General features: G+C 60.2%; 25 protein-coding genes. 19 read left to right on the top strand and 6 right to left on the bottom strand.

The features are described 5' to 3' along the window. The first annotated feature begins 5 nt into the window (after positions 1 to 5). Positions 6 to 1,451: a metalloprotease TldD gene (gene tldD, locus J0X03_RS02270; protein ID WP_033651236.1), complete on the top strand. Its 1,446-nt coding sequence runs from the start codon at positions 6 to 8 to the stop codon at positions 1,449 to 1,451. A gap of 151 nt (positions 1,452 to 1,602) precedes the next feature. Beyond that, positions 1,603 to 2,367, top strand: coding sequence for a CDP-diacylglycerol diphosphatase (locus J0X03_RS02275; RefSeq protein ID WP_033644908.1), 765 nt, complete (start codon positions 1,603 to 1,605; stop codon positions 2,365 to 2,367). A 60-nt stretch (positions 2,368 to 2,427) separates the two neighbouring features. Here the strand turns inward: J0X03_RS02275 and J0X03_RS02280 are convergent, their stop codons facing one another. Both J0X03_RS02280 and uriH read right to left on the bottom strand, forming a co-directional pair. Continuing rightward, entirely contained in the window at positions 2,428 to 4,107 is a 1,680-nt protein-coding gene (locus J0X03_RS02280; RefSeq protein ID WP_046687886.1) for a PglL family O-oligosaccharyltransferase, read from the bottom strand. A 694-nt stretch (positions 4,108 to 4,801) separates the two neighbouring features. After that, entirely contained in the window at positions 4,802 to 5,743 is a 942-nt protein-coding gene (gene uriH / locus J0X03_RS02285; RefSeq protein WP_069100226.1) for a uridine-preferring nucleoside hydrolase UriH, read from the bottom strand. A gap of 207 nt (positions 5,744 to 5,950) precedes the next feature. Between uriH and J0X03_RS02290 the strand changes: the two genes are divergently transcribed. Then, positions 5,951 to 6,226: a zinc ribbon domain-containing protein gene (locus J0X03_RS02290; protein WP_033644459.1), complete on the top strand. Its 276-nt coding sequence runs from the start codon at positions 5,951 to 5,953 to the stop codon at positions 6,224 to 6,226. After that, the gene (locus J0X03_RS02295) at positions 6,223 to 6,567 is read left to right on the top strand and encodes a hypothetical protein (RefSeq protein ID WP_033644460.1); all 345 of its coding nucleotides are present in this window, start codon (positions 6,223 to 6,225) and stop codon (positions 6,565 to 6,567) included. Before J0X03_RS02290 ends, J0X03_RS02295 begins: the two co-directional genes overlap by 4 nt. Here J0X03_RS02295 and aaeR read toward each other — a convergent pair. Next, complete coding sequence (aaeR, locus tag J0X03_RS02300) at positions 6,558 to 7,469, bottom strand: HTH-type transcriptional activator AaeR (RefSeq protein WP_004936950.1); 912 nt, start codon at positions 7,467 to 7,469, stop codon at positions 6,558 to 6,560. The genes J0X03_RS02295 and aaeR overlap by 10 nt on opposite strands. Before the next feature lie 314 nt (positions 7,470 to 7,783). Here aaeR and aaeX point away from each other — a divergent pair, with 314 nt between their 5' ends. From aaeX to J0X03_RS02325, 5 genes are all read left to right on the top strand, one after another. Then, complete coding sequence (gene aaeX, locus J0X03_RS02305) at positions 7,784 to 7,987, top strand: p-hydroxybenzoic acid efflux pump operon protein AaeX (protein ID WP_004936952.1); 204 nt, start codon at positions 7,784 to 7,786, stop codon at positions 7,985 to 7,987. A gap of 7 nt (positions 7,988 to 7,994) precedes the next feature. Then, positions 7,995 to 8,930, top strand: a complete 936-nt coding sequence (gene aaeA / locus J0X03_RS02310; RefSeq protein WP_033644462.1) for a p-hydroxybenzoic acid efflux pump subunit AaeA — start codon at positions 7,995 to 7,997, stop codon at positions 8,928 to 8,930. After that, a complete protein-coding gene (gene aaeB / locus J0X03_RS02315) occupies positions 8,930 to 10,897 on the top strand; it encodes a p-hydroxybenzoic acid efflux pump subunit AaeB (RefSeq protein WP_033644464.1) in 1,968 nt (655 codons plus the stop codon). The genes aaeA and aaeB overlap by 1 nt, the downstream gene beginning before the upstream one ends. Before the next feature lie 279 nt (positions 10,898 to 11,176). Continuing rightward, a complete protein-coding gene (locus J0X03_RS02320; protein WP_033644465.1) occupies positions 11,177 to 11,644 on the top strand; it encodes a ribonuclease in 468 nt (155 codons plus the stop codon). A gap of 5 nt (positions 11,645 to 11,649) precedes the next feature. Then, complete coding sequence (locus J0X03_RS02325) at positions 11,650 to 11,949, top strand: barstar family protein (RefSeq protein WP_033644909.1); 300 nt, start codon at positions 11,650 to 11,652, stop codon at positions 11,947 to 11,949. Between the two features lie 30 nt (positions 11,950 to 11,979). Here the strand turns inward: J0X03_RS02325 and yjgA are convergent, their stop codons facing one another. Beyond that, positions 11,980 to 12,528 (bottom strand): ribosome biogenesis factor YjgA, encoded by a 549-nt coding sequence (gene yjgA, locus J0X03_RS02330; protein ID WP_004936968.1) that lies wholly within the window; start codon positions 12,526 to 12,528, stop codon positions 11,980 to 11,982. Between the two features lie 179 nt (positions 12,529 to 12,707). Here yjgA and pmbA point away from each other — a divergent pair, with 179 nt between their 5' ends. Both pmbA and cybC read left to right on the top strand, forming a co-directional pair. After that, positions 12,708 to 14,048, top strand: a complete 1,341-nt coding sequence (gene pmbA / locus J0X03_RS02335) for a metalloprotease PmbA (protein ID WP_042785444.1) — start codon at positions 12,708 to 12,710, stop codon at positions 14,046 to 14,048. Between the two features lie 138 nt (positions 14,049 to 14,186). Next, on the top strand, positions 14,187 to 14,573 hold the full coding sequence (gene cybC, locus J0X03_RS02340) for a cytochrome b562 (RefSeq protein WP_033644470.1): 387 nt from the start codon (positions 14,187 to 14,189) through the stop codon (positions 14,571 to 14,573). Between the two features lie 4 nt (positions 14,574 to 14,577). Here cybC and J0X03_RS02345 read toward each other — a convergent pair whose 3' ends face one another. Continuing rightward, the gene (locus J0X03_RS02345; RefSeq protein WP_033644472.1) at positions 14,578 to 15,360 is read right to left on the bottom strand and encodes an AraC family transcriptional regulator; all 783 of its coding nucleotides are present in this window, start codon (positions 15,358 to 15,360) and stop codon (positions 14,578 to 14,580) included. 282 nt (positions 15,361 to 15,642) lie between these two features. Between J0X03_RS02345 and J0X03_RS02350 the strand changes: the two genes are divergently transcribed. The 3 genes from J0X03_RS02350 to J0X03_RS02360 are packed head-to-tail and all read left to right on the top strand — an operon-like array spanning position 15,643 to position 18,756. Continuing rightward, positions 15,643 to 17,097, top strand: a complete 1,455-nt coding sequence (locus tag J0X03_RS02350) for an FAD/NAD(P)-binding protein (protein ID WP_160204649.1) — start codon at positions 15,643 to 15,645, stop codon at positions 17,095 to 17,097. Continuing rightward, a complete protein-coding gene (locus J0X03_RS02355; protein WP_033644476.1) occupies positions 17,094 to 17,975 on the top strand; it encodes a formyltransferase family protein in 882 nt (293 codons plus the stop codon). Before J0X03_RS02350 ends, J0X03_RS02355 begins: the two co-directional genes overlap by 4 nt. Further along, positions 17,968 to 18,756: a sulfite exporter TauE/SafE family protein gene (locus J0X03_RS02360; RefSeq protein WP_033644477.1), complete on the top strand. Its 789-nt coding sequence runs from the start codon at positions 17,968 to 17,970 to the stop codon at positions 18,754 to 18,756. The genes J0X03_RS02355 and J0X03_RS02360 overlap by 8 nt, the downstream gene beginning before the upstream one ends. A 37-nt stretch (positions 18,757 to 18,793) precedes the next feature. On the opposite strand, the gene rnk is transcribed toward J0X03_RS02360, so the two are convergent. Further along, entirely contained in the window at positions 18,794 to 19,204 is a 411-nt protein-coding gene (rnk, locus tag J0X03_RS02365) for a nucleoside diphosphate kinase regulator (RefSeq protein WP_004936993.1), read from the bottom strand. Between the two features lie 444 nt (positions 19,205 to 19,648). Here rnk and J0X03_RS02370 point away from each other — a divergent pair, with 444 nt between their 5' ends. The 5 genes from J0X03_RS02370 to J0X03_RS02390 are packed head-to-tail and all read left to right on the top strand — an operon-like array spanning position 19,649 to position 22,142. Further along, the gene (locus J0X03_RS02370) at positions 19,649 to 19,975 is read left to right on the top strand and encodes a glycine dehydrogenase (protein ID WP_089192640.1); all 327 of its coding nucleotides are present in this window, start codon (positions 19,649 to 19,651) and stop codon (positions 19,973 to 19,975) included. A 36-nt stretch (positions 19,976 to 20,011) separates the two neighbouring features. Beyond that, complete coding sequence (locus J0X03_RS02375; RefSeq protein WP_004937000.1) at positions 20,012 to 20,377, top strand: glycine-rich SFCGS family protein; 366 nt, start codon at positions 20,012 to 20,014, stop codon at positions 20,375 to 20,377. Next, positions 20,377 to 20,673 carry a DUF4312 family protein gene (locus J0X03_RS02380; protein ID WP_004937003.1) on the top strand — a complete coding sequence of 99 codons (297 nt, stop codon included), beginning with the start codon at positions 20,377 to 20,379 and terminating at the stop codon, positions 20,671 to 20,673. The genes J0X03_RS02375 and J0X03_RS02380 overlap by 1 nt, the downstream gene beginning before the upstream one ends. Positions 20,674 to 20,703: 30 nt before the next feature. Further along, positions 20,704 to 21,480: a DUF4311 domain-containing protein gene (locus J0X03_RS02385; RefSeq protein ID WP_160204648.1), complete on the top strand. Its 777-nt coding sequence runs from the start codon at positions 20,704 to 20,706 to the stop codon at positions 21,478 to 21,480. A gap of 11 nt (positions 21,481 to 21,491) precedes the next feature. Beyond that, positions 21,492 to 22,142, top strand: a complete 651-nt coding sequence (locus J0X03_RS02390; RefSeq protein ID WP_004937013.1) for a DUF4310 family protein — start codon at positions 21,492 to 21,494, stop codon at positions 22,140 to 22,142. Positions 22,143 to 22,146: the final 4 nt, after the last annotated feature.

The following is a 22,146-nucleotide window of genomic DNA, read 5'->3' on the forward strand; positions in this document are numbered from 1 at the left end:
CCATTATGAGTCTGACGTTTGTCAGTGAGCAGTTACTCGCTACCAACAAGCTGAGTCATCAAGACCTGTACTCGGTACTGGGTCAACTGGCAGAACGCCGTATCGACTACGCCGATCTCTATTTTCAGTCCAGCTATCACGAAGCCTGGGTGATCGAGGACGGCATCATCAAGGATGGCTCTTACAATATCGACCAGGGCGTCGGCGTGCGCGCCGTCAGCGGTGAGAAGACCGGGTTCGCCTATGCCGATCAGATCACTCTGAATGCGCTGCAGCAGAGCGCCCAGGCGGCGCGCAGCATCGTGCGCGAGCAGGGCGACGGGCGGGCGCATACCCTGGGCGAAATCGGTTATCGAGCGCTGTACCCGCTGCTCGATCCGCTGCAAAGCCTGCCGCGCGAAGAGAAAATCGCCCTGTTGCACCGCGTCGACAAGGTGGCGCGCGCCGCCGATGCGCGGGTGCAGGAAGTGAACGCCAGCATCACCGGCGTTTACGAGCAGGTGTTGGTGGCCGCCACCGACGGCACGCTGGCGGCGGACGTTCGTCCGCTGGTGCGCCTTTCCGTCAGCGTGCTGGTGGAGCAGGACGGCAAGCGTGAGCGCGGCTCCAGCGGCGGCGGCGGCCGTTTCGGCTATGACTACTTCCTGGAAACCGTCGACGGCGACGTGCGCGCCGACGCTTACGCTAAAGAAGCGGTGCGCATGGCGCTGGTCAACCTCGGCGCGGTAGCGGCGCCGGCCGGCAATATGCCGGTGGTGTTGGGTGCCGGCTGGCCGGGCGTGCTGCTGCACGAAGCGGTGGGCCATGGCCTGGAAGGCGACTTCAACCGGCGCGGCACCTCGGTGTTCAGCGGCCATATGGGCGAGCGGGTGGCGTCTGAGCTGTGTACCGTGGTGGACGACGGCACCCTGCAAGGGCGCCGCGGTTCGCTGGCGATCGACGACGAAGGCGTGCCGGGCCAGTACAACGTGCTGATCGAAAACGGCGTGCTGAAAGGCTACATGCAGGACAAGCTCAACGCGCGCCTGATGGGCGTCGCGCCGACCGGCAACGGCCGCCGCGAGTCCTACGCGCATCTGCCGATGCCGCGCATGACCAATACCTACATGCTGGCGGGTAAATCGACGCCGGAAGAGATCATCGCCAGCGTTGAGTACGGCCTGTACGCGCCGAACTTTGGCGGCGGCCAGGTGGATATCACCTCCGGCAAGTTCGTGTTCTCCACCACCGAAGCCTATCTGATCGAGAAGGGCCGCATCACTAAACCGGTGAAGGGGGCGACGCTGATCGGCTCCGGCATCGAGGCTATGCAGCAGATCTCGATGGTCGGCAACGATCTGGCGCTCGATAAAGGCGTGGGCGTGTGCGGCAAAGAAGGCCAGAGCGTGCCGGTGGGCGTCGGCCAACCGACGCTGAAACTGGACACGCTCACCGTCGGCGGCACGGCGTAATTTTTCCTCCAGGGGCCACGCGTTGGCCCCTCAATCATGCTCCATTTTGCGGCCTTTCTCGCATTCGTAACGCTAAGCGCGGCAGGACGCCGTAGCCTGCACGATATAATGGAATAAAATTGACGTGGCGAAAAAACAGAGCAATACGATGATGACGCGTCTGGCTATACCCGCCCGGCGTTGGCTGCTGGCGCTGGGCGTCCTGTCCCTGACGGGCTGCGCCCGCTCCGATGCGCTGTGGGGCGTGGTCGATAAGCTTTGCATGGCCAATTATCAGCAAAAGCGCGATCCGGCGCCCTGTGAGCAGATTTATATGCCGCAGGGGAAGGCCCAGGGCTTTAGCGTGCTGCAAAATCCGCGTTACCCCTATCATTTTATTCTGGTTCCGACGGCGCCGCTCTCCGGCATCGAAAGCCCGCAGCTGTTGGCCGGGGAACGGACGGACTATTTTGGCTATGCCTGGCTGATGCGTTATCGGCTGGCCGCCGAATATGGCGGGCCGGTGCCGGATGATATGTTGGGCATGGCGATCAACTCCGCATACGGCCGCAGCCAAAACCAATTGCATATTCACCTGACCTGTCTGCGTGAGGACGTGCGGCGTCAATTGCAGGCGGAACGTCCCTACATACAGGAACAATGGCGGCCCTTGCCGGATAAGCTGTTGCGCCACACCTACTACGCGCGCCGCGTGATGCAGCCAACCGCGATGGGCGTTTACCCGATTAAGGATCTGGCGGATTATTTCCATCTGTCGCCGCCGCAGATGGCGGAATATGGCGTGGCGTTAGTGCCCACTACGTTTGGCGGCCAACGGGGGTTTATTTTGCTGGCCTCGAAGCGCGGCTGGGACGTCGGCAACCGCGCTTCGGTAGAATCGCTGCTGGATAAAGAGTGCGCGATTTTGCCGCGTTAATTTTGCGACATAAAATGACGCAGGTGGGAGCGGCGAAGCATCGCTCTCACCTCGTTGTCCCTACCTGAACCGCGCATCCCGCGCAAACAGAAAAGCGGCTTCCCGCTGGCGAGCATCGGCTTGTGCCTGATCCCCCTGATAGCGCAAGATCATGATCAGCGTGGCGTAGACGTTGGCGTCGATGCGGTGCTGCAGATAGGCATTGGCCCACTGCCGATAGCCGGTCAACAGGGCATCATCGCGCGTTTGGTTATAGACCAGCAGCGCGTGAGATTGCTCGTCGAAGGTTTTGCGCTCCCGGTAGATCCAGGCGGCCGGCGGCGGCATCTGCTCGATGCTGTCGATGTTGGCCAGCATAGTGCGCTCCGACTGAGTGAGCGCCATGCGCCCTTGCCAGGCGAAGGCCGCCATCACCAGCACGCCGAGCGCCGCAAGCGCCACCGGCAGGCTCAGGGCTTTGGCGAACGGCAGCGGGCGGGGCTCGCCGGTTTGGCCGTCCAGCAGCGCCAGCAGCAGCAGAAACGCCAGCCAGTGCGGCGCAGACAGATAGAAAGGGTATTCCAGCTGAGTGTGTATCAGCATCGGCAGCAGCACCAGGAACAGGCCGACGCGCGCACCGTTCTGCTGTTCTCGATCCCGTTGCCAGGCGCTTTTCAGCAGCCGTACGCCGGCGGCAAGGACGATAGCGATACCCGCCAGCGCCGTCAGGCCGCCCTCGACCCACCACAGCAGGATTTCATTGTGCGGATGCCCGGCGACTTCCAGCACTTCTCTCCAGGGCATTGTCTGCAGGCGGAAGTGCGCGAAGCTGTATTCAAAGCCGCCGTAGCCCCAGCCCAGCAGCGGCTTGGCCAGGATCATGGCGCCGACGTCGTGCAGCATGGTCAGGCGCGCGCTGTTGGAAAGCTCCCGTCCGATCAGGCCAGCGCGGCCATCCAGACCAAAACCGGTGAACAGCACCGTCAGACCGATCGCGGCGCCCAGCAGCAGCGCGCCGCCGGCCCAGCGGCTTGCGGCCGGGCGTTGGCGGGCAAAGCGCCACAGCAGCAGCGCCGCCGCCAATGCGGCCCCCAACCAGGCGGCGCGCGACTGGATCAGCACCAGCAGGGCGGAGAAAGCGGCCAGCAGCGCGAGCAGCGGGATTTGCCGCCGTGTCGGCGCAGAGAAGGGAGCCAGCAGCAGCCAGAGCGCCAAAGCCAGCCCGGTGGCGATAAAGCTGCCCAGCACGTTCGGCTGCTGAAAGACGCCGTAGACCCGGCCGCCGTTAGGGGATACCCAGGCCAGCGCGGGGGCGAACAGCTGTAAAGCCGCCAACAACGCCTGAATGCCGACGGCAAACAACAGGCCGAACAGCAGCAGCTCGCGCTGCCGTGCGGTGACGCGCAGCTGCAGGCAGGCGACATAGAACAACCAACCGCCGAGCAAACCGGCGCAGCGCCACAGGGCGTCTTCGCGCCATTCGGGGCGGGTATACAGCAACGGCAGCGCCAGCACGGCGATGCCGAGCAGCAACAGGCGCGCGGTGGGCGTGAGCGAAAGGTGGATGCGACCCAGGCAAACGGTAAACGTCACGATCAGCGTAGTGAGCGCCATGACGCCCCAGGCCAGAATGTTTTGCGGCAGCGCCAGACCGTCGCCGCCCATGTTGGGATGATAGACCGGCAGGACCGCCGCCATCCAGATCAGCAGCAGGGGCAGCACGGCGATGGTCGCTGCGTTAGCGGGAGATTTATCGGCCATGGTTAACCTGCCAAGGCCTGATAGCGTTTATTAAATGCATGCTTTGATTATTCCCTATCCTTTATCCTGGTGTTGAAATGCGTGTAATGTTGAAATCGAAAATGTCTCACGGGAAATTTAAACCGTCTTTATGGTAAAGCGATAAATAATGTTTGCCCTGAGAATGCGCGAGGCTGTTTGCCCAAAGAAAGGTTAAGTCGTATTTTTCACTCGCAAAAGGCATTTTTGTTGTTTGCAAAAACAGACGCGCTATTTTCTCAAATCTATTGTGATTCAGTCAATTTTTAATCTTAATGTTGTTTTTATTAATTAAAATCAATTGGTTGTTTGTGGTTCTTGCGTGTGTGGATATCGTGGGGTATCCCGGCAACGGCCTAGATTGGCAGGCAGTGTGAAGAATAAAAGAGGTATCTGCTTGTTTAATTGATGCCGTCAATGGCGGCGTGAGGGCGGAGATTTACTTCATCGTTTTCCATTGCTGATTTTTAAATTCAATGTGATTTTCATGGTTTTAATTTTATTAAGATTCTTCCTGCCTTTATCTGTTTTTTTAAATTTTCATGAAATAATTTATTATTAGGATTGTTCTGCTGCATTGGAAATAAAAGCGGTTATGACTTGAGCCTCCCCGTTGCCGCGGCAGAATACAGACTAACGCGCCTGCCCAAGCGCGTTAATCTCGTCTCTTGTGCGCTTACTCCACGTCGCCGATCCGCTCCAGCGCATCCACCACCAGATCCCAGAATTTATCCTGATCCAGTTTGACCGCGACCTGGGTGTGGCAGTCCGGCGGCGGCGGCGCGCGGAAGTCCGCGACCGTCATGCCCAACGTCAGGGTGCCGGTCAGCTCGATATCCACCGGCACTTTGCGCACCGACATAACGCTCGGATCGATCACATAGGCCACTGCGCAAGGATCGTGCACCGGCGGGGCGCTGAAGCCCTGCGCCTGCTGATACATATGGCCAAAGAATGCCAGCAGTTCGCCGACGAAGGCGGCCGGCCGGGTGCCGAGGGCGGCGATGCGTTCGCAGACTGCCGGCGTGGCCAGCGCCTGGTGGGTGAGATCCAGCCCGACCATGGTCAGCGGCCATTTTTCATTGAACACGATGTGCGCCGCCTCGGGATCGATTTTGATATTGAACTCCGCCACCGCGCTCCAGTTGCCCACATGATAGCCGCCGCCCATCAGCACCACTTCCTTGACCCGCTCGGCAATGCGCGGCTCTTTACGCACCGCCATGGCGATATTGGTCAGGCCGCCGGTCGGCACCAGCGTCACGCTGCCGGGCGGGTGGGCCATCACGGTATCGATGATCAGATCCACCGCGTGGCGCGAGTCCAGCTGCAGGTGAGGCTCCGGCAGCACCGGGCCATCGAGGCCGGAGTCGCCGTGAATGTCGGGTGCCACTTCGATATTGCGCACCAGCGGGCGCGGGCAGCCGGCGGCGAAGGGCACGCCGGTGATATTGGCGATGCGCGCCACCGCGAGGGCGTTGCGCGTCACTTTGTCCAGCGTTTGGTTACCCACCACGGTGGTGACCGCCAGCAGGTCGATCTGCGGATTGCCCCAGGCCAGCAGCAGGGCGATGGCGTCGTCATGCCCCGGGTCACAGTCCAGTATGATTTTTTTCATGGTTATTCCTGATGCAGGGAGAGGTGCCCGCAGCATAACGCAGCGCAGCGGCGTGGGATAATGCCGATGATGCTTTTGTTAACGGCATCAAAGCCTTGCCATTATTACGATGTAATGAAACGTAAATCCTCATCGCCGGGCTTTACCCTGGAGTTTACTCCAGGGTTTACAGTGAGCTTCAGCGTGAATGCACAGAGGAGAGGCGGGATGAGCTTACTGAAAAGGTTGTTGGGGCAAGGCGGTATTAACGGCGGTCATCGGCGCGCGGGCCACGGCGGTGGCCACCATGGCAACCGCTATAGCCAGCATGGCGAACAGGGGCCGCAGTGCCCGGAATGCCGGGCCGTGAATAAGCCGGGCGCGCGTTATTGTCACCGCTGCGGCCAGCCGTTTGCTGCGGTGAGCGCCACCTGCGGACAGTGCGCCGCGCCGTTGCCGCCGGGCAGCCGCTTTTGTCCGCAGTGCGGCGGCGGTGTGCCGTGAATCGGGGCGGCTGGACGGTCGCGCTGCTGCTCGGCGCCATGGCGCTGTGGACGTTGCTGGCCTGGGGCGTATCCGGCCTGCTGACCTGGCTGCCGACGTTGGCGGAGGCGGCCGGAAACGCAACGTTGCCGGTGAACGGTGCGCTGAGCCTGGTGCCGCAGACGGTGTTGGACACTTGGCTGCCGTGGCTGAAACAGCTGGGCAGCGGGCTGGCGAGCTATTTTCCTCTGCTGCTGGCCTGGGCGGGCTACGCCGTCTGGCTGCTGTGGGGCATCGGCATGTTGGCGCTGATGCTGCTGGCCGCGCTGGCGCGCCGCTATTTAAGCGCTGCTCAGCGATAACCCTGATAGACCGCCGCTACGCGTTCGAAATAGTCGGTTAAATAGTTGATGCACACCTGTACCTTCAGCGGCAGTTTGTCCTTCTCGGTATAGAGCGCGTAGATCGGCCGCGGATCCGAATGGTAGCTTTTGAACAGGATCTCGATCTCGCCGCGTTTGATCTCTTCGATCACCCACATCAGCGGGGCGTAGGCGATGCCGGCGCCGTTTTTCAGCCAACGGATCATGGTGGAGGAGTCGTTGGTGACGAAGCGCCCCTGCGGGGAAATGCGCGTGGTGATGCCTTCCGGCGACATCAGTTCGAATTCGCTGTCGGGCCGCACGCTGTACTCCAGCCAGGAAAAGTTGACCATGTCGCTCGGCTTCTGCGGCGTGCCGTGCTGGCTCAGGTAGCTTTTGGCGGCGCACACCACCATCGGCATCTGCCCCAGGCGGCGCGAGAACAGACTCGAGTCTTGCAGCGCGCCGGTGCGGATCACCAGATCCAGACCGTCGGTGATCAGATCCGGCGCCGGTATACCGGTCACCAGGTTGACCGTCAGACCCGGGTACTCTTTCATCATCTCGGCGGTCATGTTCGCCAGCACGTTTTGCGCCATGGTGGACGAGCTGCCGATGCGCAGCGTGCCGGCGGGCGTATTGTTAAACGCGTACAGCTGCTCATGCACTTCGCTGACTTCCTGCAGCATGCGTCGGCAGCCCTGATAGTAAATCTTGCCGGCCTCGGTCAGGCCGATGCTGCGCGTGCTGCGGTTCAACAGCTTGACCTGCAGCTCATTTTCCAGTTTCGAGACGGTTTGGCTGATCGATGAAACGCTCATGTCGAGTTGGCGCGCGGCCGCGGTAAACGACCCGAACTCAACCACTTTGGCGAATACCGACATGCGTTTTAATCTTTCCATTATTCACTCTGGCTTAAAAGTGATTTAGATCACAGATTGTTGATGCCTTGATAGTAAGCAGGCTAATATAACGTGGTCGGGTGAATAGACCTCACCAACGTGCGAGAGCGAGCGGCGACGTCATCCTGCCGCTCCTCCGGCACCCTCGCAATCCCTGTCGTGGATGTCTGCCCCAAAGTTTAACCTTTTTTCGGGTTCGTGACCTGGACAAGCTGCCTGGTCAAGATTTGTGGCGCGCGCACGCTAAAATGTAAAGAGAATGTGAATGGCGAGACCTGTCTTTCCCCGGCGCAGTGAACAATAAGGAAAAAGTGATGAGTTTGCTTCCGGTTATGGTCATCTTCGGACTGTCGTTTCCGCCGGTGTTTTTCGAGCTGCTGGTGTCGCTGGCGCTGTTTTTTCTCTTGCGCCGCCTGCTGCAGCCGACGGGGATTTACGATTTTGTCTGGCATCCGGCGCTGTTTAATACCGCGCTGTATTGCTGCTTGTTTTATCTGATTTCGTGTCTTTTTGTTTGAGGTCGCTGTGAAAAATTTTTCGATAAAAATAACCCGAATCGCGATCACTTTGATTCTTGTGCTGCTGGGCATTGCCGCGGTATTCAAGGCCTGGGTGTTCTACACCGAGTCGCCGTGGACGCGTGACGCCAAGTTCACCGCCGACGTGGTGGCGATCGCGCCGGACGTCAGCGGCCTGCTGACCGACGTGCCGGTAGTGGACAACCAACTGGTCAAGAAAGGCCAGGTGCTGTTCGTGGTCGATCGGCCGCGTTATGAGCAGGCCTTGGCGGAAGCCGGCGCCGACGTCGCCTACTATCAGACGCTGGCGGCGGAAAAACGGCGTGAGGCCGGCCGCCGCGTGAAGTTGGGCGTGCAGGCGATGTCGCAGGAAGAGATTGACCAGTCGAACAACTCGCTGCAGACCGTGCAGCACCAGCTGGCGAAGGCCATTGCGGCTCGCGAGCTGGCGCAGTTGGATCTGGAGCGCACCACGGTACGCGCCCCGGCCGATGGCTGGATCACCAACCTCAACGTACACGCCGGTGAATACATCACCCGCGGGTCGGTCGCGGTGGCGCTGGTGAAGAAAGATTCCTTCTACATCCTGGCGTACCTGGAAGAGACCAAGCTGAACGGCCTGAATAAGGGCGATCGCGCGGAGATTACCCCGCTCGGCAGCAACCGCATCATGCATGGCACCGTCGATAGCGTGGCGGCGGCGGTGAACAACAGCAGCAGCACGGTGAACAACAAAGGGTTGGCCTCGATCGACAGCAACCTGGAGTGGGTGCGCCTGGCGCAGCGCGTGCCGGTGAAGATCCTGCTGGACGCCAAGGACCAACAGCATCCGTACCCGGCCGGCACCACCGCCACCGTGGTGATCGTCGGCAAGAACGATCGCAATGCCGACAGCGGCTCGCCTTTCGTGCGCCTGATGCACCGGCTGCGTGAGTTCGGCTAATGAGCAGCCCAACCTTTATCCGGCTGAGATTTGCCTTCAAACTCAGCTTCGCGATTGTGTTTGCGCTGTTCGTCGGCTTCCATCTCAATCTGGAAACCCCGCGCTGGTCGGCGATGACCGCCGCCATCGTCGCCGCCGGCCCGGCCTTTGCCGCCGGCGGTGAACCCTTCTCCGGCGCCATTCGCCATCGCGGCTGGCTGCGCATCATCGGCACCTTTATCGGCTGCTTCGTCGGCCTGCTCATCATCATCACCACCGCCCGCGCGCCGGTAGTGATGCTGATGCTGTGCTGCATGTGGGCTGGTTTCTGCACCTGGCTCTCTTCGCTTATCAAGGTGGAGAACTCCTACGCCTGGGGGCTGGCCGGCTATACCGCGCTGATCATCATCGTGACGGTCGCCACCAGCGAGGCCCACCTGCTGGAAGCGCCGCAGTTCGCCATCGAGCGTTGCAGCGAGATCGTGCTGGGGATCGTCAGCGCCGTGTTGGCCGATCTGCTGTTTTCGCCGCGTTCGATCAAGCAGGACATCGATCGAGCGGTGGATAAGCTGCTGGTGGATCAATACCGCCTGATGCAGATGTGCATCAGCCATGCCGATAAAGAGGACATCGACCGCGCCTGGAGCAATCTGGTGAAGAGCACCACGGCGCTGGACGGCATGCGCAACAACCTGATGATGGAATCCTCGCGCTGGCAGAAGGTCAACCGACGGGTGAAAGCGCTGCATACCCTGTCGCTGACGCTGATCACCCAGGCCTGTGAAACCTATCTGATCTTGTTGAATCACCCGCAGGCGCTGAAAGAAAGTTTGCGGGAACAGCTGATGGTTCCGGCGGAGACCCCGCAGGAGATCCACAAACGCATGAAGCTGTTGCGTCAGGTGCTGACCACGCATCGCTCCGAGGAAACGCTGCCGACCATCACCGGCTGGGTCGGCGCGGCGACGCGCTACCTGCTGCTGTCGAAAGGCGTGCACACCAACTGCAGCATCAGCGCGGTGGAAGAGGGCGTATTGAGCAATGAAACCGTGGTCAAGCCGACCTCGGCGGAAGGGCATCACGCGATGATCAACGGCCTGCGCACCTTTGTGGCGACGGCCTTCGGCTGCCTGCTGTGGCTGTGGACCGGCTGGACGTCCGGCAGCGGTTTTATGGTGATCATTGCGGTGATCACCTCGCTGGCGATGCGCACCCCGGCGCCGCGCATGGTGGCGATGGATTTCGTGCTGGGCATGCTGGCGGCAATCCCGGTCGGTTCTCTGTTCTTCATGGTGATCCTGCCGGCGACCCAGCAGAGCATTTTGCTGCTGTGTCTCAGCCTCGGCCTGCTGGCGTTTTTCATCGGCATCGAGGTGCAGAAGCGGCGGCTCGGTTCGCTGGGGCTGTTGGCGGGGACCATCAACATTCTGGTGCTGAGCAACCCGATGGAGTTCAACGTGACCCAGTTTCTTGACGGGGCGCTGGGCCAGTTCCTCGGCAGCTGCGTCGGGCTGATGGTGCTGCTGCTGATCCGCGATAATTCGCGCGAACGCACCGGCCGCACGTTGCTCAACCAGTTCGTCAGCAGCGCGGTGTCGGCGCTGACCACCAAGGCGGCGCGCCGTCGGCAAAACCACCTGCCCGCGCTGTATCAGCAGCTTAATCAGCTGCTGATGATGTTCCCGAACGACATCGCCAAGTATCGTCTGGCGCTGAACCTGATCATCGCCCACCAGCGCATGCAGCGAGCGGAAATTCCGGCCAGCGAAGAGCTGTCGGCCTTCCACCGCCAGATCCGCAGCACCGCCGATCGGGTGGTCTCCGCCAAGAACGACGTCAAGCGCGCCTACTACTACGATCGCTTGCTGGGCGAAATGAACGAGTACCAACAGAAGCTGGTCGACAATCAGGCGCCGCTCAGCGTCACCGGGCCGGTGAAACGCCTGGCCGACATGCTGCACCGCTATCGCCACGCCTTGATCGATTGATGCGTTCCCTCCTGTTGCGCCGCGCTGTGCGGCGCCTTCCCTGACTATACTGTAAGCAGTCGTTGTTCGGCGGGCCGTCTCAGAGCAGGCGGCTCGTTTTCAGAGAGACTCCGAGTGCCAGAACGGCTGGAAAGTGGCATCATTGACATGAATGGATGAAACCCTCACCGCCGCGAAAACGCAACGTGTCGGTCATCTTAGTTTCATCCAGCTCGACTATATACCTAACTAGCCTGGGGGAGCTGCGGCGCCTCCGGCGGCATAATTTCAGGGAATGTCATGAACAAGCGGATTCTGTTGGCGATTGTCATCGCCGTGGTCATCGCCGTCTTCAGCGCGTTGCGCGGCAACGAGCACCGTGCGATCGGCGGCAATGCGGCGGTGGTGCAAGCGCCTGCGGGGCAGCAACAGAGCATCGATCGGCTCACGCAGCAGCAAACGGTGGTGAGTTACCTACAGCAGCATCAGCGGCTGCCGGATTATTACATCACCAAGAAGCAGGCGCGCGAGCAGGGCTGGGACCCGCGTTCAGGCAACCTCTGTTCGGTATTGCCGGGCAAGGCGATTGGCGGCGATCGATTTTCTAACCGTGAAGGGCAACTGCCGAGCGCCGGCGGCCGGGTCTGGCGTGAAGCGGACATCAATTACCAGTGTGGCCGGCGCGGCGCCGATCGCCTGCTGTATTCGAGCGACGGTCTGATCTTCGTCTCGCGTGACCATTACAAAAACTTCATTCGTGTGGAGTGAGTTTGATGGCAAAAGTAGAGTTTGATTTTGAGCAGATCCAGGATGTGCCGGCCTTCTACCGCGATTTCGCGCATAAGTTTGCGCTGGACGAGGGGTTTGGCGCCAACCTCGACGCGCTGTGGGACGTGGTGACCGGCGATATCGGTCTGCCGGTGGAAATCGAGTTCACCCACCTCAATGCCCGCAGTAAACGTCGTTTTGGCGCGATCATTCTGCTGTTTGAAGAAGCGGAAGAAGAGCTGGAAGGCAGCCTGCGTTTCAATATCCGCGAAAGCAGCGGCGAACCGGCGCATCACCGGGGATGAAACGGGTTCATCCCGGGATGGCGGCGGCGCTTAGTCAGCCGCTTCGGCCAGCTCGCGCAGGTATTGGAAGATCTGGCGGTAAGCCTTAGGCGGCTTGTTGGCGGCCTTCTCTTTCTGCGCATTGCGCACCAGTGAACGCAGCTGTTGACGATCGGCGGCCGGATACAGATCCAGAATCGACGGAATGACGTCATCGCCTTCTTCCACCAGGCGGTCGCGCAGCGCTTCCAGCTTATGGAACAGCGAAACCTGTTGGTTGTGGCGGTTTTTCAGCTTGTCGAGCGCGGTCTGGATCGGCTCGATATCGCGGGCGCGCAGCATCTTGCCGATCAGCTGCAGCTGACGGCGACGGCCTTCTTTCTTGATCTTCTGCGCCAGCTCGATGGCGGCGCGCAAATCTTCGTCCAACGGAATGCGATCCAGCGCGTTTTTGCCCAGATCGACCATTTCGGCCCCCAGGTCTTTCAGCGCTTCGGCATCACGTTTAATTTCACTTTTACTGACCCAGATAATCTCGTCATCGTCCTCGTTTTCATTCTCCGGGACATCGTCGAGCCAGTCTTCAGGCTGTTTGTTCATGGTAGGCTCCGTTAAAAAGAGGCTAATCCTAACAGGTTGCCGGCTTTATGCGAAATTCAACGCGGTTCCTGTTAGACTCAACGGCAGAGATCTCAGGATTTTTGCGCGCCGCCCCGCGTGCACAACTACGCCGCTCCGGCACTTTTCTCAACGATTTTCTGATTAATTATGGCAGATTGATGAAAGTAGTCACTCAAGTTGCAGAACAGCGCAAGGCGCTGGAACAGGCCGTTTCTCAGGCTCTGGAGCTGGCACGCGCCGGTTCCGACGCGGCGGAAGTCGCGGTCACCAAATCGACCGGCATCAGCGTCAGCACCCGCTTCGGCGAGGTGGAAAACGTCGAGTTCAACAGCGATGGCGCGCTGGGCATCACCGTGTATCACCGTCAGCGTAAAGGCAGCGCCTCTTCCACCGATCTCAGCCCGGATGCCATCGCCCGCACCGTACAGGCGGCGCTGGACATCGCGCGTTACACCTCTGAAGATCCCTGCGCCGGCCCGGCGGAGAAAGATTTGTTGGCGTTTGAGGCGCCGGATCTCGATCTGTTCCACCCGACCGAGCTGGACGCCGAGCGCGGCATCGAGCTGGCGGCGCGCGCCGAGCAGGCTTCGCTGGCGGCGGACAAACGCATTACCAACACCGAAGGCGGCAGCTTCAACAGCCACTACGGCATCAAGGTGTTCGGCAACAGCCACGGCATGCTGCAAAGCTACTGTTCCAGCCGTCACTCGCTGTCCAGCTGCGTCATTGCGGAGCAGGACGGTGACATGGAGCGGGATTACGCTTACACCATCGGCCGTGCGATGGGCGATCTGCACAGCCCCGAGTGGGTGGGGCAGGAGTGCGCCCGCCGCACGCTGGCGCGTCTCGCGCCGCGTAAACTGTCGACCATGAAGGCGCCGGTGCTGTTCGCCTCCGAAGTGGCCACCGGGCTGTTCGGCCATCTGGTGGGGGCCATCAGCGGCAGCAGCGTCTACCGCAAATCCACTTTCCTGCTGGACGCGCTCGGCAAGCAGATCCTGCCGTCGTGGCTGACCGTCGAGGAACACCCGCATCTGCTGAAAGGGCTGGCGTCAACGCCGTTCGACAGCGAGGGCGTGCGCACCCAACGGCGCGATATCGTCAAGGATGGCGTGCTGCAAACCTGGCTGATGACCAGCTACTCGGCGCGCAAGCTGGGCCTGCACAGCACCGGCCATGCCGGCGGCATCCATAACTGGCGCATTGCCGGGCAGGGCGCAGACTTCGCCGGCATGCTGAAACAGCTTGGCACCGGCCTGGTGGTCACCGAATTGATGGGCCAGGGCGTCAGCGGCGTCACCGGCGATTATTCTCGCGGCGCCGCCGGTTTTTGGGTGGAAAATGGCGAGATCCAGTACCCGGTCAGCGAGATCACCATCGCCGGCAACCTGAAAGACATGCTGCGCAACATCGTCAGCGTCGGCAGCGATATCGAAACCCGCAGCAATATCCAGTGCGGTTCGGTGCTGCTGCCGGAAATGAAGATCGCCGGCCAGTGATCCTCTGTGCGGTCGGCGCCCGCCGGCCGCGCGTTATCCCGTCTCAACCTTGCTTACAAATCTCCGGTTTCGATTTTGCCCGGCCTTGCCTATGGTAGCGGTGGGTTAACTAAAACAATAACTGGAAGGTGAGCAAACATGCAGAATACCCTGAAAGCGCTGGCGGCGTTGACGCTGCTGGCGGCCAGTTCGCTGGCGGCCGCCGCCGATCTGGGCGACGATATGGACACCCTGGCGGAAAACTACAAAACGGTGCTGAATACCGACTCCGCCGCCACCCTCAAACAGAGCCTGCAGAACATGCGCGCCGCCGCGCAGGATGCCAAGCAGGGTACTCCGCCGAAACTGGAGAGCAAAGCCGCCGACAGCCCGGAGATGAAAGATTTCCGCAGCGGGTTGGATACCCTGATCGGCCAGATCGATCAGGCGCTGGCGCTGGCCAATCAGGGCAAAGTCGCCGAAGCCAAGCAGCTGGCGCAGGGCTTCAAGCAAACCCGCGACGCCAACCACAAGAAATTCCGCTAACCCGTCAACCGTCGCGCCCGTCTTCCGTCAGATAGGAGGAGGGCGCCTGCCCCAGCACGCGGCGAAACATGGTTGAAAACGCCGCGCTGCTGTCATATCCCATCTCCATGGCCACCTGCGTCACGCTGCGCCCTTCGGCCAGCAGCGCCAACGCCAGCACCACGCAGGCGCGCTGACGCCATTGCGAAAAAGGCAGGCCGGTCTGCGCGCGAAAGAAGCGGCTGAAGGTGCGAATGCTCATGTACAGACGAGGGGCCCATTGCTGCGCGGAGTCGTGGGCGTCGGGGTGCTGCAAAAAGGCGCGGCACAGCTCGCCCAGCCGAGGATCGGCGGGCAGCGGGATGTGCAACGGCAAGGGTTGCAGCCGGGCCAGCTCGTGCAGCAGCAGCGTCGCCAGCGCCCCGTCGCGTCCCTCCCGCTCATACTCCAGCGGCATGTCCACCGCCGCCATCAACAGTTGGCGCATCAGCGGGGTGACGCTAACCACCTGGCAAACCTGAGGCTGTTCGGCGGGCAACGCGCCCGGTTCGAGGTACAGACTGCGGGTAGTGACGCCGACCATTCTCACCGCGTGCGGCATCTGCGGCGGCAGCCACACCGCGTGCTGCGGCGGGACGATCCAATTGCCTTGCTGCGTGAAAACGTGCATGACGCCGGTGGCGCCGTACAGCAACTGCGCGCGCCGGTGGCTGTGCATCGGCAGCAAATGCCCCGGCGGATAATCGGTGCCGATGGCGATTACCGCGCGCGCTACGTGGTCGATGTCATCAATGCGGACGTTGCGCATGTGTCCTCTTTGGCGGCAGGTTGGCCGAAACGCAATGATAGTTGGCCTTTCATATAAAGCAAGCCAGCGGCGGTCGCCCTACTATCGGGGCAGAAAAATAACGCTTGTCCGGGGCGCCGTTATTTTATCGGCCATAAAGCCCGCGCAAGTTTTCACACCGGGGTGAGAAGAAGGTTTTCGTTCTCGCAATACAAGAAGTTAATAAGGAATAAATCGTCATTTTATTCCAACACCTGAAGCAATAGTTCTTAGCGCAGTTCAATGACTATAAGGTGATATTTCATGTATAAGTTCGGTGTGATTGGCGGCGGAGCCGCCGGCATCTCTTTTGCGTATAACTTTATAAAAAATAAGTCGGTTAATCATTGCAAAAGGCCGCTTTCCCTGACGGTGTTCGACAAGCAGGGCTTCAAGGGCGGTATGGCATACAGCAGCGATTTTGACAGCCATATATTAAATATGACGCCAGAAAATATGTCGGCGGATATTTTCGACGACGCGCACTTCGTTGATTGGATCGCCATGCATTTCCCGCAGTTTTGCCAGGATCGTTATCCGCCGCGTTGGCTGTATCGGGAATATCTCGATTTTATTCGCGACATGACGATGTATATGGCGGCGGACAGCAACGTGGCGCTGAATTTCGTGACCGCCGAAGTGAATGCCATTGCGCCGCACGAGGCAGGCTATCGGCTGACCACCGCCTGCGGCTCCGCCGAACAGATGAACGCGCTGGTGTTGTGTTCGGGGCATAACCCGCCGGAATGTCTCTATCCGGTGGACGGGGTGATCGCTTATCAGGCCCACCGGGATCTGCCGCCGATCAACCCTTACTCAACCATCGGCGTGATCGGCTGCAGCCTGACGGCGATCGACGCCATCGTTGAACTGATGGAGCGCCTGGGGGCCACCGATATCTGCGCCCTGTCGCGTTCGGGCCTGTTCCCCAGCGTGCAACCGGCGTTGATGCGTCCGCCGCCGGAGGCGTTTGTTGAGGGGCTGCGGCGCTTTGTCGCCGGTAACGATTTTATTGATGCGCATCAGCTGGTGCATGCGGTCAACGCCGCGCTGGCGCGTCACTATCCGGGGCCGGAACGATTGACGGTGCTCTCGGCGCTGGGGGAAAGGCGCGATTGCTACCGCGATCTGGCGGACAGCCTCGACCGGGCGCGCTTTGCCCGTGAGCACATCTGCAGCTACCTGGCGGCGATCCATCCGACGGTGTGCGCCGCCTGGGTCAAAATGGATGCCAACAACCGGCAGATCTTCATGCGCTTTTACAACTCCTCCTGGATGCGCAATCGGCACGCCATGCCGATCAAGAACGCCTACAAGATCGTGGCGGCGTTGGAGAGCCAACGCCTGCGCGCCTGCGGTGGCCTGGCGGATATCAGCAAGGGGGCGGACGGATTTATCCTTCGTTGCCATGAGACGCGGGTGCATGCGCAGTATCTGTTCAACTGCACCACGCCTTCTTATCAACTGCCGCCCAACCGCCTGAGCCATCAACTGCTGCAAGACGGGGTGGTGCAGGAGAACCTGTTCGGCGGCGTGAAGTGCAACCCGCACACGCTGAAAATCGCCGATCGCCGCGGCCGCGAGCAGCATCTCTACTCGCTCGGCGCGCCCGCCAAGGGCGACCTTTTTTACACCTCGGCGATGGAATCCATCACGCGAGATATCAGCAAAATCGTGTTTAACAACCCTATTTTCAACGCAAAGAAGGCTGAAGCATGAAAAACGTAGCGCTCTTTGTCGGCAACGACATTTTCTCCTGGCTGGTATGTCAGGATCTGATCGCCGCCCTGAAAGGCGAGTGTGCTTTTACGGTGTATTTCCCCCTGGCGAAAAGCGGCGGCCGCGCCCAGGAGCCGGCGGTTCGCCGCCTGGGGCTGTATGAGCGCGAGGTGCTGAACGATTTCGTGTTCCCGTTCGTTGGCCGCAACGCCGCCGCCTGTGAGGGCGCCTATCAGCCGCCGGCACTGTTCCTGGCCGCCGCCGGGGTCAAAGCGCATCGCGTTCTCGACATCAATGACGCCGCGTTTATCAGCAGCCTGGGTCATATGGACGGGGTGATTTCTTTGCGCTGTTATCAGAAATTTTCCGCCGACTATGTGCGCGCCTTCAGCCGGCGCGGCAAGCTGCTGTGGAACCTGCATCCGGGTGACTTGCCGCGCTATCGCGGGGTGATGACGCTGTTCCGCGCGATGATGAACGGTGACAAGGACTGTGCGGTGACGCTGCATGAAATGGACGAACATTGGGATGCCGGCCCGGTGCTCGCCCGCCTGCCCGCCGAGCTGCGCCACGACCTGTCGTTCCTGGAAAACATGATGTTGCTGGGCGTGCAGAGCGGCACCTTCCTGGCGCGCCAGCTGATGCGGGCGGAACGGAGCGAAGCGATAGCGGCGGAAAAGCAGGGCGATTCGCGCTATTGGGGCTTCCCGGATGCGCAGACGCTGGCGCAGGCGGAACAGGCGGGCATTGAGCTGGTGGATCACGACGCCGTGCGCGAGCAGTATCTGGGGCTGTTTGTCGGCGATCGTTTCCACCCGCTGGCGGGGCAGTTCTGCGCCGGGTTCGACGACTTCGTGCGGGCGCACGGCCATGATTGAAATGTTAATCGTTCTGGGTGCCGGTTTTCTGACCGGCATCACCACCATTCTGTTCGGCTTCGGCGGCGGCTTTGTGGTGGTGCCTTTCGTTTACCATTTGATCTCCGCCTCAGGCGAGCAGCCCGGCCAGGCGATGCATATTGCGGTGGCGACCTCGACGGCGGTGATGATCCTCAACGCAGGGTACGCCACCCTGACCAACTGGCGCAGCGGCAACCTGCTGCGGGAAACCATCGTGCCGCTGATCTTTTTCATCGGCATCGGCGCGGCGCTGGGCGCGTTTGCCTCCTCGCTGCTGGCGGACGGCGTGATCCGCGTGTTGTTCGTGGCCTATATGGCGGTGACCATCGCCGACTGTCTGTTCCGCCGGGGGTTCCTGACCAAACCGGCGCGCGCTGAACTTTCCCCTGCCACGCTGTGGGGCGGCGGGCCGCTGATCGGCGGCATCGCCACACTGCTGGGGGTGGGCGGCAGCGTGATGACCGTGCCGCTGCTGCGCCGCCATGGCTATGACATGAAGTATTGCGTCAGCGCCGCCAACCCGCTGTCGATCCCGGTGGCGGTGATCGGGGCGCTGATGTATATCGTGTTGGGGTGGCGCGAGATGAGCGGGCCGCAGTATCTGGGCTACGTCAATCTGAACATTCTGGGGCTGCTGGTGGTGGCGGGGATTGCGGGGATCGTGTTTGCCAGGCGCTGTTTGCCGAAGGTGAGCGATGCGCTGCATGCCAAAATCTATGTGCTGCTGCTGATCGCCGTGCTGATCGCTATCTGCCTCTGAAACAGAAAGGGCGGCCGGATGCCGCCCTGAGAACCGCTTAACGGTGGTATTCGCCCGCCGCTTCCGGCTGGTACAGCAATTCCAGCACTTCAATCCGCGCTTCTTCACCGTTCGGCAATTGCCAGGAGATCTGCTTGCCGACGTGCATGCCGAGCAGCGCTGCGCCCAGCGGCGCCATCACCGACAGCTGATCGTGGCTGTCTTTCAGCGAGGCCGGGTAAACCAGCGTGCGCACGTGCTCTTCATCGGTGTGCAGATCGCGAAAACGCACGCGGCTGTTCATGGTCACCACGTTGGCCGGCATTTTCTCCGGTGGCAGGATTTCCGCGCGATCCAACTCGTCGTTCAGCGCGGCGGCGACGTCGGTGTTGGCAAAGGCCGGTTGTTCCAATAGCGCATCCAGGCGTTCCGCATCCAGCTCATTAATAGTAATGATGGGTTTGGTCATTCCACTCTCCAGTCAAATCAAAGGGCGCCAGTCTGTGCACCCATAAATTCGGAAAAACAACACAAAGCAACACCCCCGCGCCAGAGGAGCGGGGGTGTGGGTAATGTCGATTTGTCCCATTGATAGTAGGCGGTTGGGGCGAGAAAAGAAAGAGATCCCGATCACGAAGGCTTTTATCGTCAATCGAGGCAAAAAAAACCGTTAGCCGGGTTATGTAATTGTTATCTCATTTACTTTTTCGCCTTAACGCCGTTTTGCGAAATGGATCTCCGCGCGTCATTCGATTTCCACTTCGAACTGGAAAAAACCGGTCTCCACAGAAAATCTTACCGGGGGTAGGGTAAAGACATCACAGAAAGCGGGTTATTCAGGTGATGCGCTTTACGGCTTACTGATTAATGTGGGATCTAGGGGTACTGAAAAGTGAATGATGGATCTGCTTCGATAAAAGAAATTGAACAATCCGATATCAGCGAAGCCGGTGAGATCACCGCTCGGGTGCTGGCGGATATTACCGCGATGCTGAATGCTGAGAATATTTATACCAATGCGGTGCAGCAACAGATGCTGGAATCGCATATTCGCGCCATGGTGCTGCGCTCAATAACCGGTGAGCCGTTGCCGGAGGTGGATAAATCACTGTTCGACGAAATTTCCGCCGAGTCCATGCAAATGGCGGAGCGCGTGGTGGATCAGTTTGGCACATTGCCTATCGAAGAAGCCTATTTGCTTTCAGTGCACTTCGAAGTGGCGAAAGATAATAACGCATAGCGGTTAACGCATCGATTTCAATCAGGAGAATATACCATGGGTCAAATTACCGTAGTGATCGGCGATCGTTTGGGAAAAGGGCAAAAAGTCGGCCAGGGCGTTGAAAACGCAGGCGGAAAAGCGGTGGTTATCCCCGGCGTGGCGGCGGATATGAAGCTGGGCGACGTCATGAAAGCGGAAAACGCGCAGCTGGGCATCTCTTTTTGCGGCAGCGGCGGTGCCGGCGCGATTACCGCGCAAACCAAATACGGCTACAAAGCCAAATACGGCATGCGTTCGGTGGAAGAGGGCGTGACGGCAATTAACGAAGGCTGCAACGTGCTGGGGTTCGGCTTTATGGATAAAGAAGAGCTGGGCCAGAAACTGGTGGAAGCCTACGTCAAAAAACATGGCAACCCATAATGAAAGAGCAATATACCACATCGGTAAAGGTGGAGGGTAAAGGCGACAGCAAAGCGAAAGCTTTTGCTTCCGCCTTGGCTAATGTGCAGGGCGCGGTATTAAAGTCCACCAACAATATTCTGCTGCGCATCGAGCCGCAGGACGTCAGCGTGGTGAAAGCGGAAGAGAAAATAACAAAAGAGAAATTTCTTTTCTTCTTTTTGCCGCGTGAAAGAAAGAGCTATGCCGTTTCTCTGGAAATAACCGTGAACGTAACCATTATCAATACCGAGAAGGTTGTCTTCGTCACGAAATAAAAACGTTAGCATAAATGAAAGGGTATACTGATGTTTTTAATCATCTTATTTAAATCGATTATTATCGGTGGGCTGGTGGGGGTCGGCGTAGGGGCCGGCGCCGCACGCATGTTCCACGCGCCGACAACACAGGGCATGGGGGCGTTTCGCACCCTGGGCGAGCTGAACTCCTGCGAGGGCGATCCGGCTTCCCACTTCTCATTCGGTCTGGGCTTCTTCTTCAACGCCTGGGCGTCTTCCGTGGCGGCGGGCTCCTTCACGCAGGACGTCGATCACCGCATCATCCCGCACTGGGGCGCGGCGGCCCTGATGGTCAAGAACCGCAATCTGGCGCAAACGCTGCACGATCCGAAAAAAATGGCCATCGCCTGCGGCATCATCGGCATGCTGGTGGTGGCTTTCCTCAATACCACCGCTTCCGCCGTGCCTGCCGCGCTGCAGGTCACCGCGATCAAGGTGCTGGTGCCGGCGGCCAACCTGCTGGTGAACACCGTGATGCCGGTGATCTTCTGGCTGGCGGCGATCGACGCCGGGCGCCGTTCCGGCTTCTGGGGCACCATTTTCGGCGGCCTGGCGCAGCTGATCATGGGCAACGCCGTACCGGGCCTGGTGCTGGGCATTCTGATCGGCAAAGGCGTGGAAGAGAGCGGCTGGAACAAAATCACCAAGATCATGATGGCGGTGATCGTGCTGCTGTTCGTGCTGAGCGGCTTCTTCCGCGGCTTCGACATGAAAGTTCTCGAGTCCTTCAGCCTCGGCGTGCCGGGCTGGCTGGAGGCCATTCACAACACCCTGAGCGGTAAATAAGGAGCGGGATGATGGAAGAGCAAACCCAAAAAGGCTTCTGGTACGCCGACTGGTCATTCCCGATTTTTGTTGGCCTGCTGTCCTCCGGCGTGTTCGCCGGGACGCACATGTACTACCTGTACGGCATCGGCGCCTTTAACGAAGTGGCCTTCGTCTCCATGCTGCGGGCGGGGATGGATACCGGCGTGTACGGCGCGGTGGCGGCGTTCGGCGCCAGCTTCCTGTTCGCGCGCATCATCGAAGGTTCGCTGGTGGGCATCCTCGACATCGGCGGCGCGATCCAGACCGGCGTCGGGCTGGGCGTACCGGCGCTGCTTTTGGGGGCCGGCATCGTGTTCCCGGTCGCCAACTTCGCCGCTTCGCTGGCCACCGGCCTGATCATCGGCCTGGCGATCGGTTATGTGATCATTCTGGCGCGCAAATTCACCATCAATCAGAGCAACTCCACCTACGGGGCTGACGTGATGATGGGCGCGGGCAACTCCTCGGGCCGCTTCCTCGGGCCGTTGATCATCCTGTCGGCGATGACCGCCTCGATCCCGATCGGCATCGGTTCGCTGCTCGGCGCGCTGCTGTTCTATATCTGGGGCAAACCGATCACCGGCGGAGCGATCCTCGGCGCGATGATCCTGGGGGCGATCTTCCCGGTAGCCATTTCTTAAGAGG

Origin of the sequence: Serratia ureilytica, assembly GCF_017309605.1 — a bacterium.
Taxonomy (GTDB): Bacteria; Pseudomonadota; Gammaproteobacteria; order Enterobacterales; family Enterobacteriaceae; genus Serratia; species Serratia ureilytica.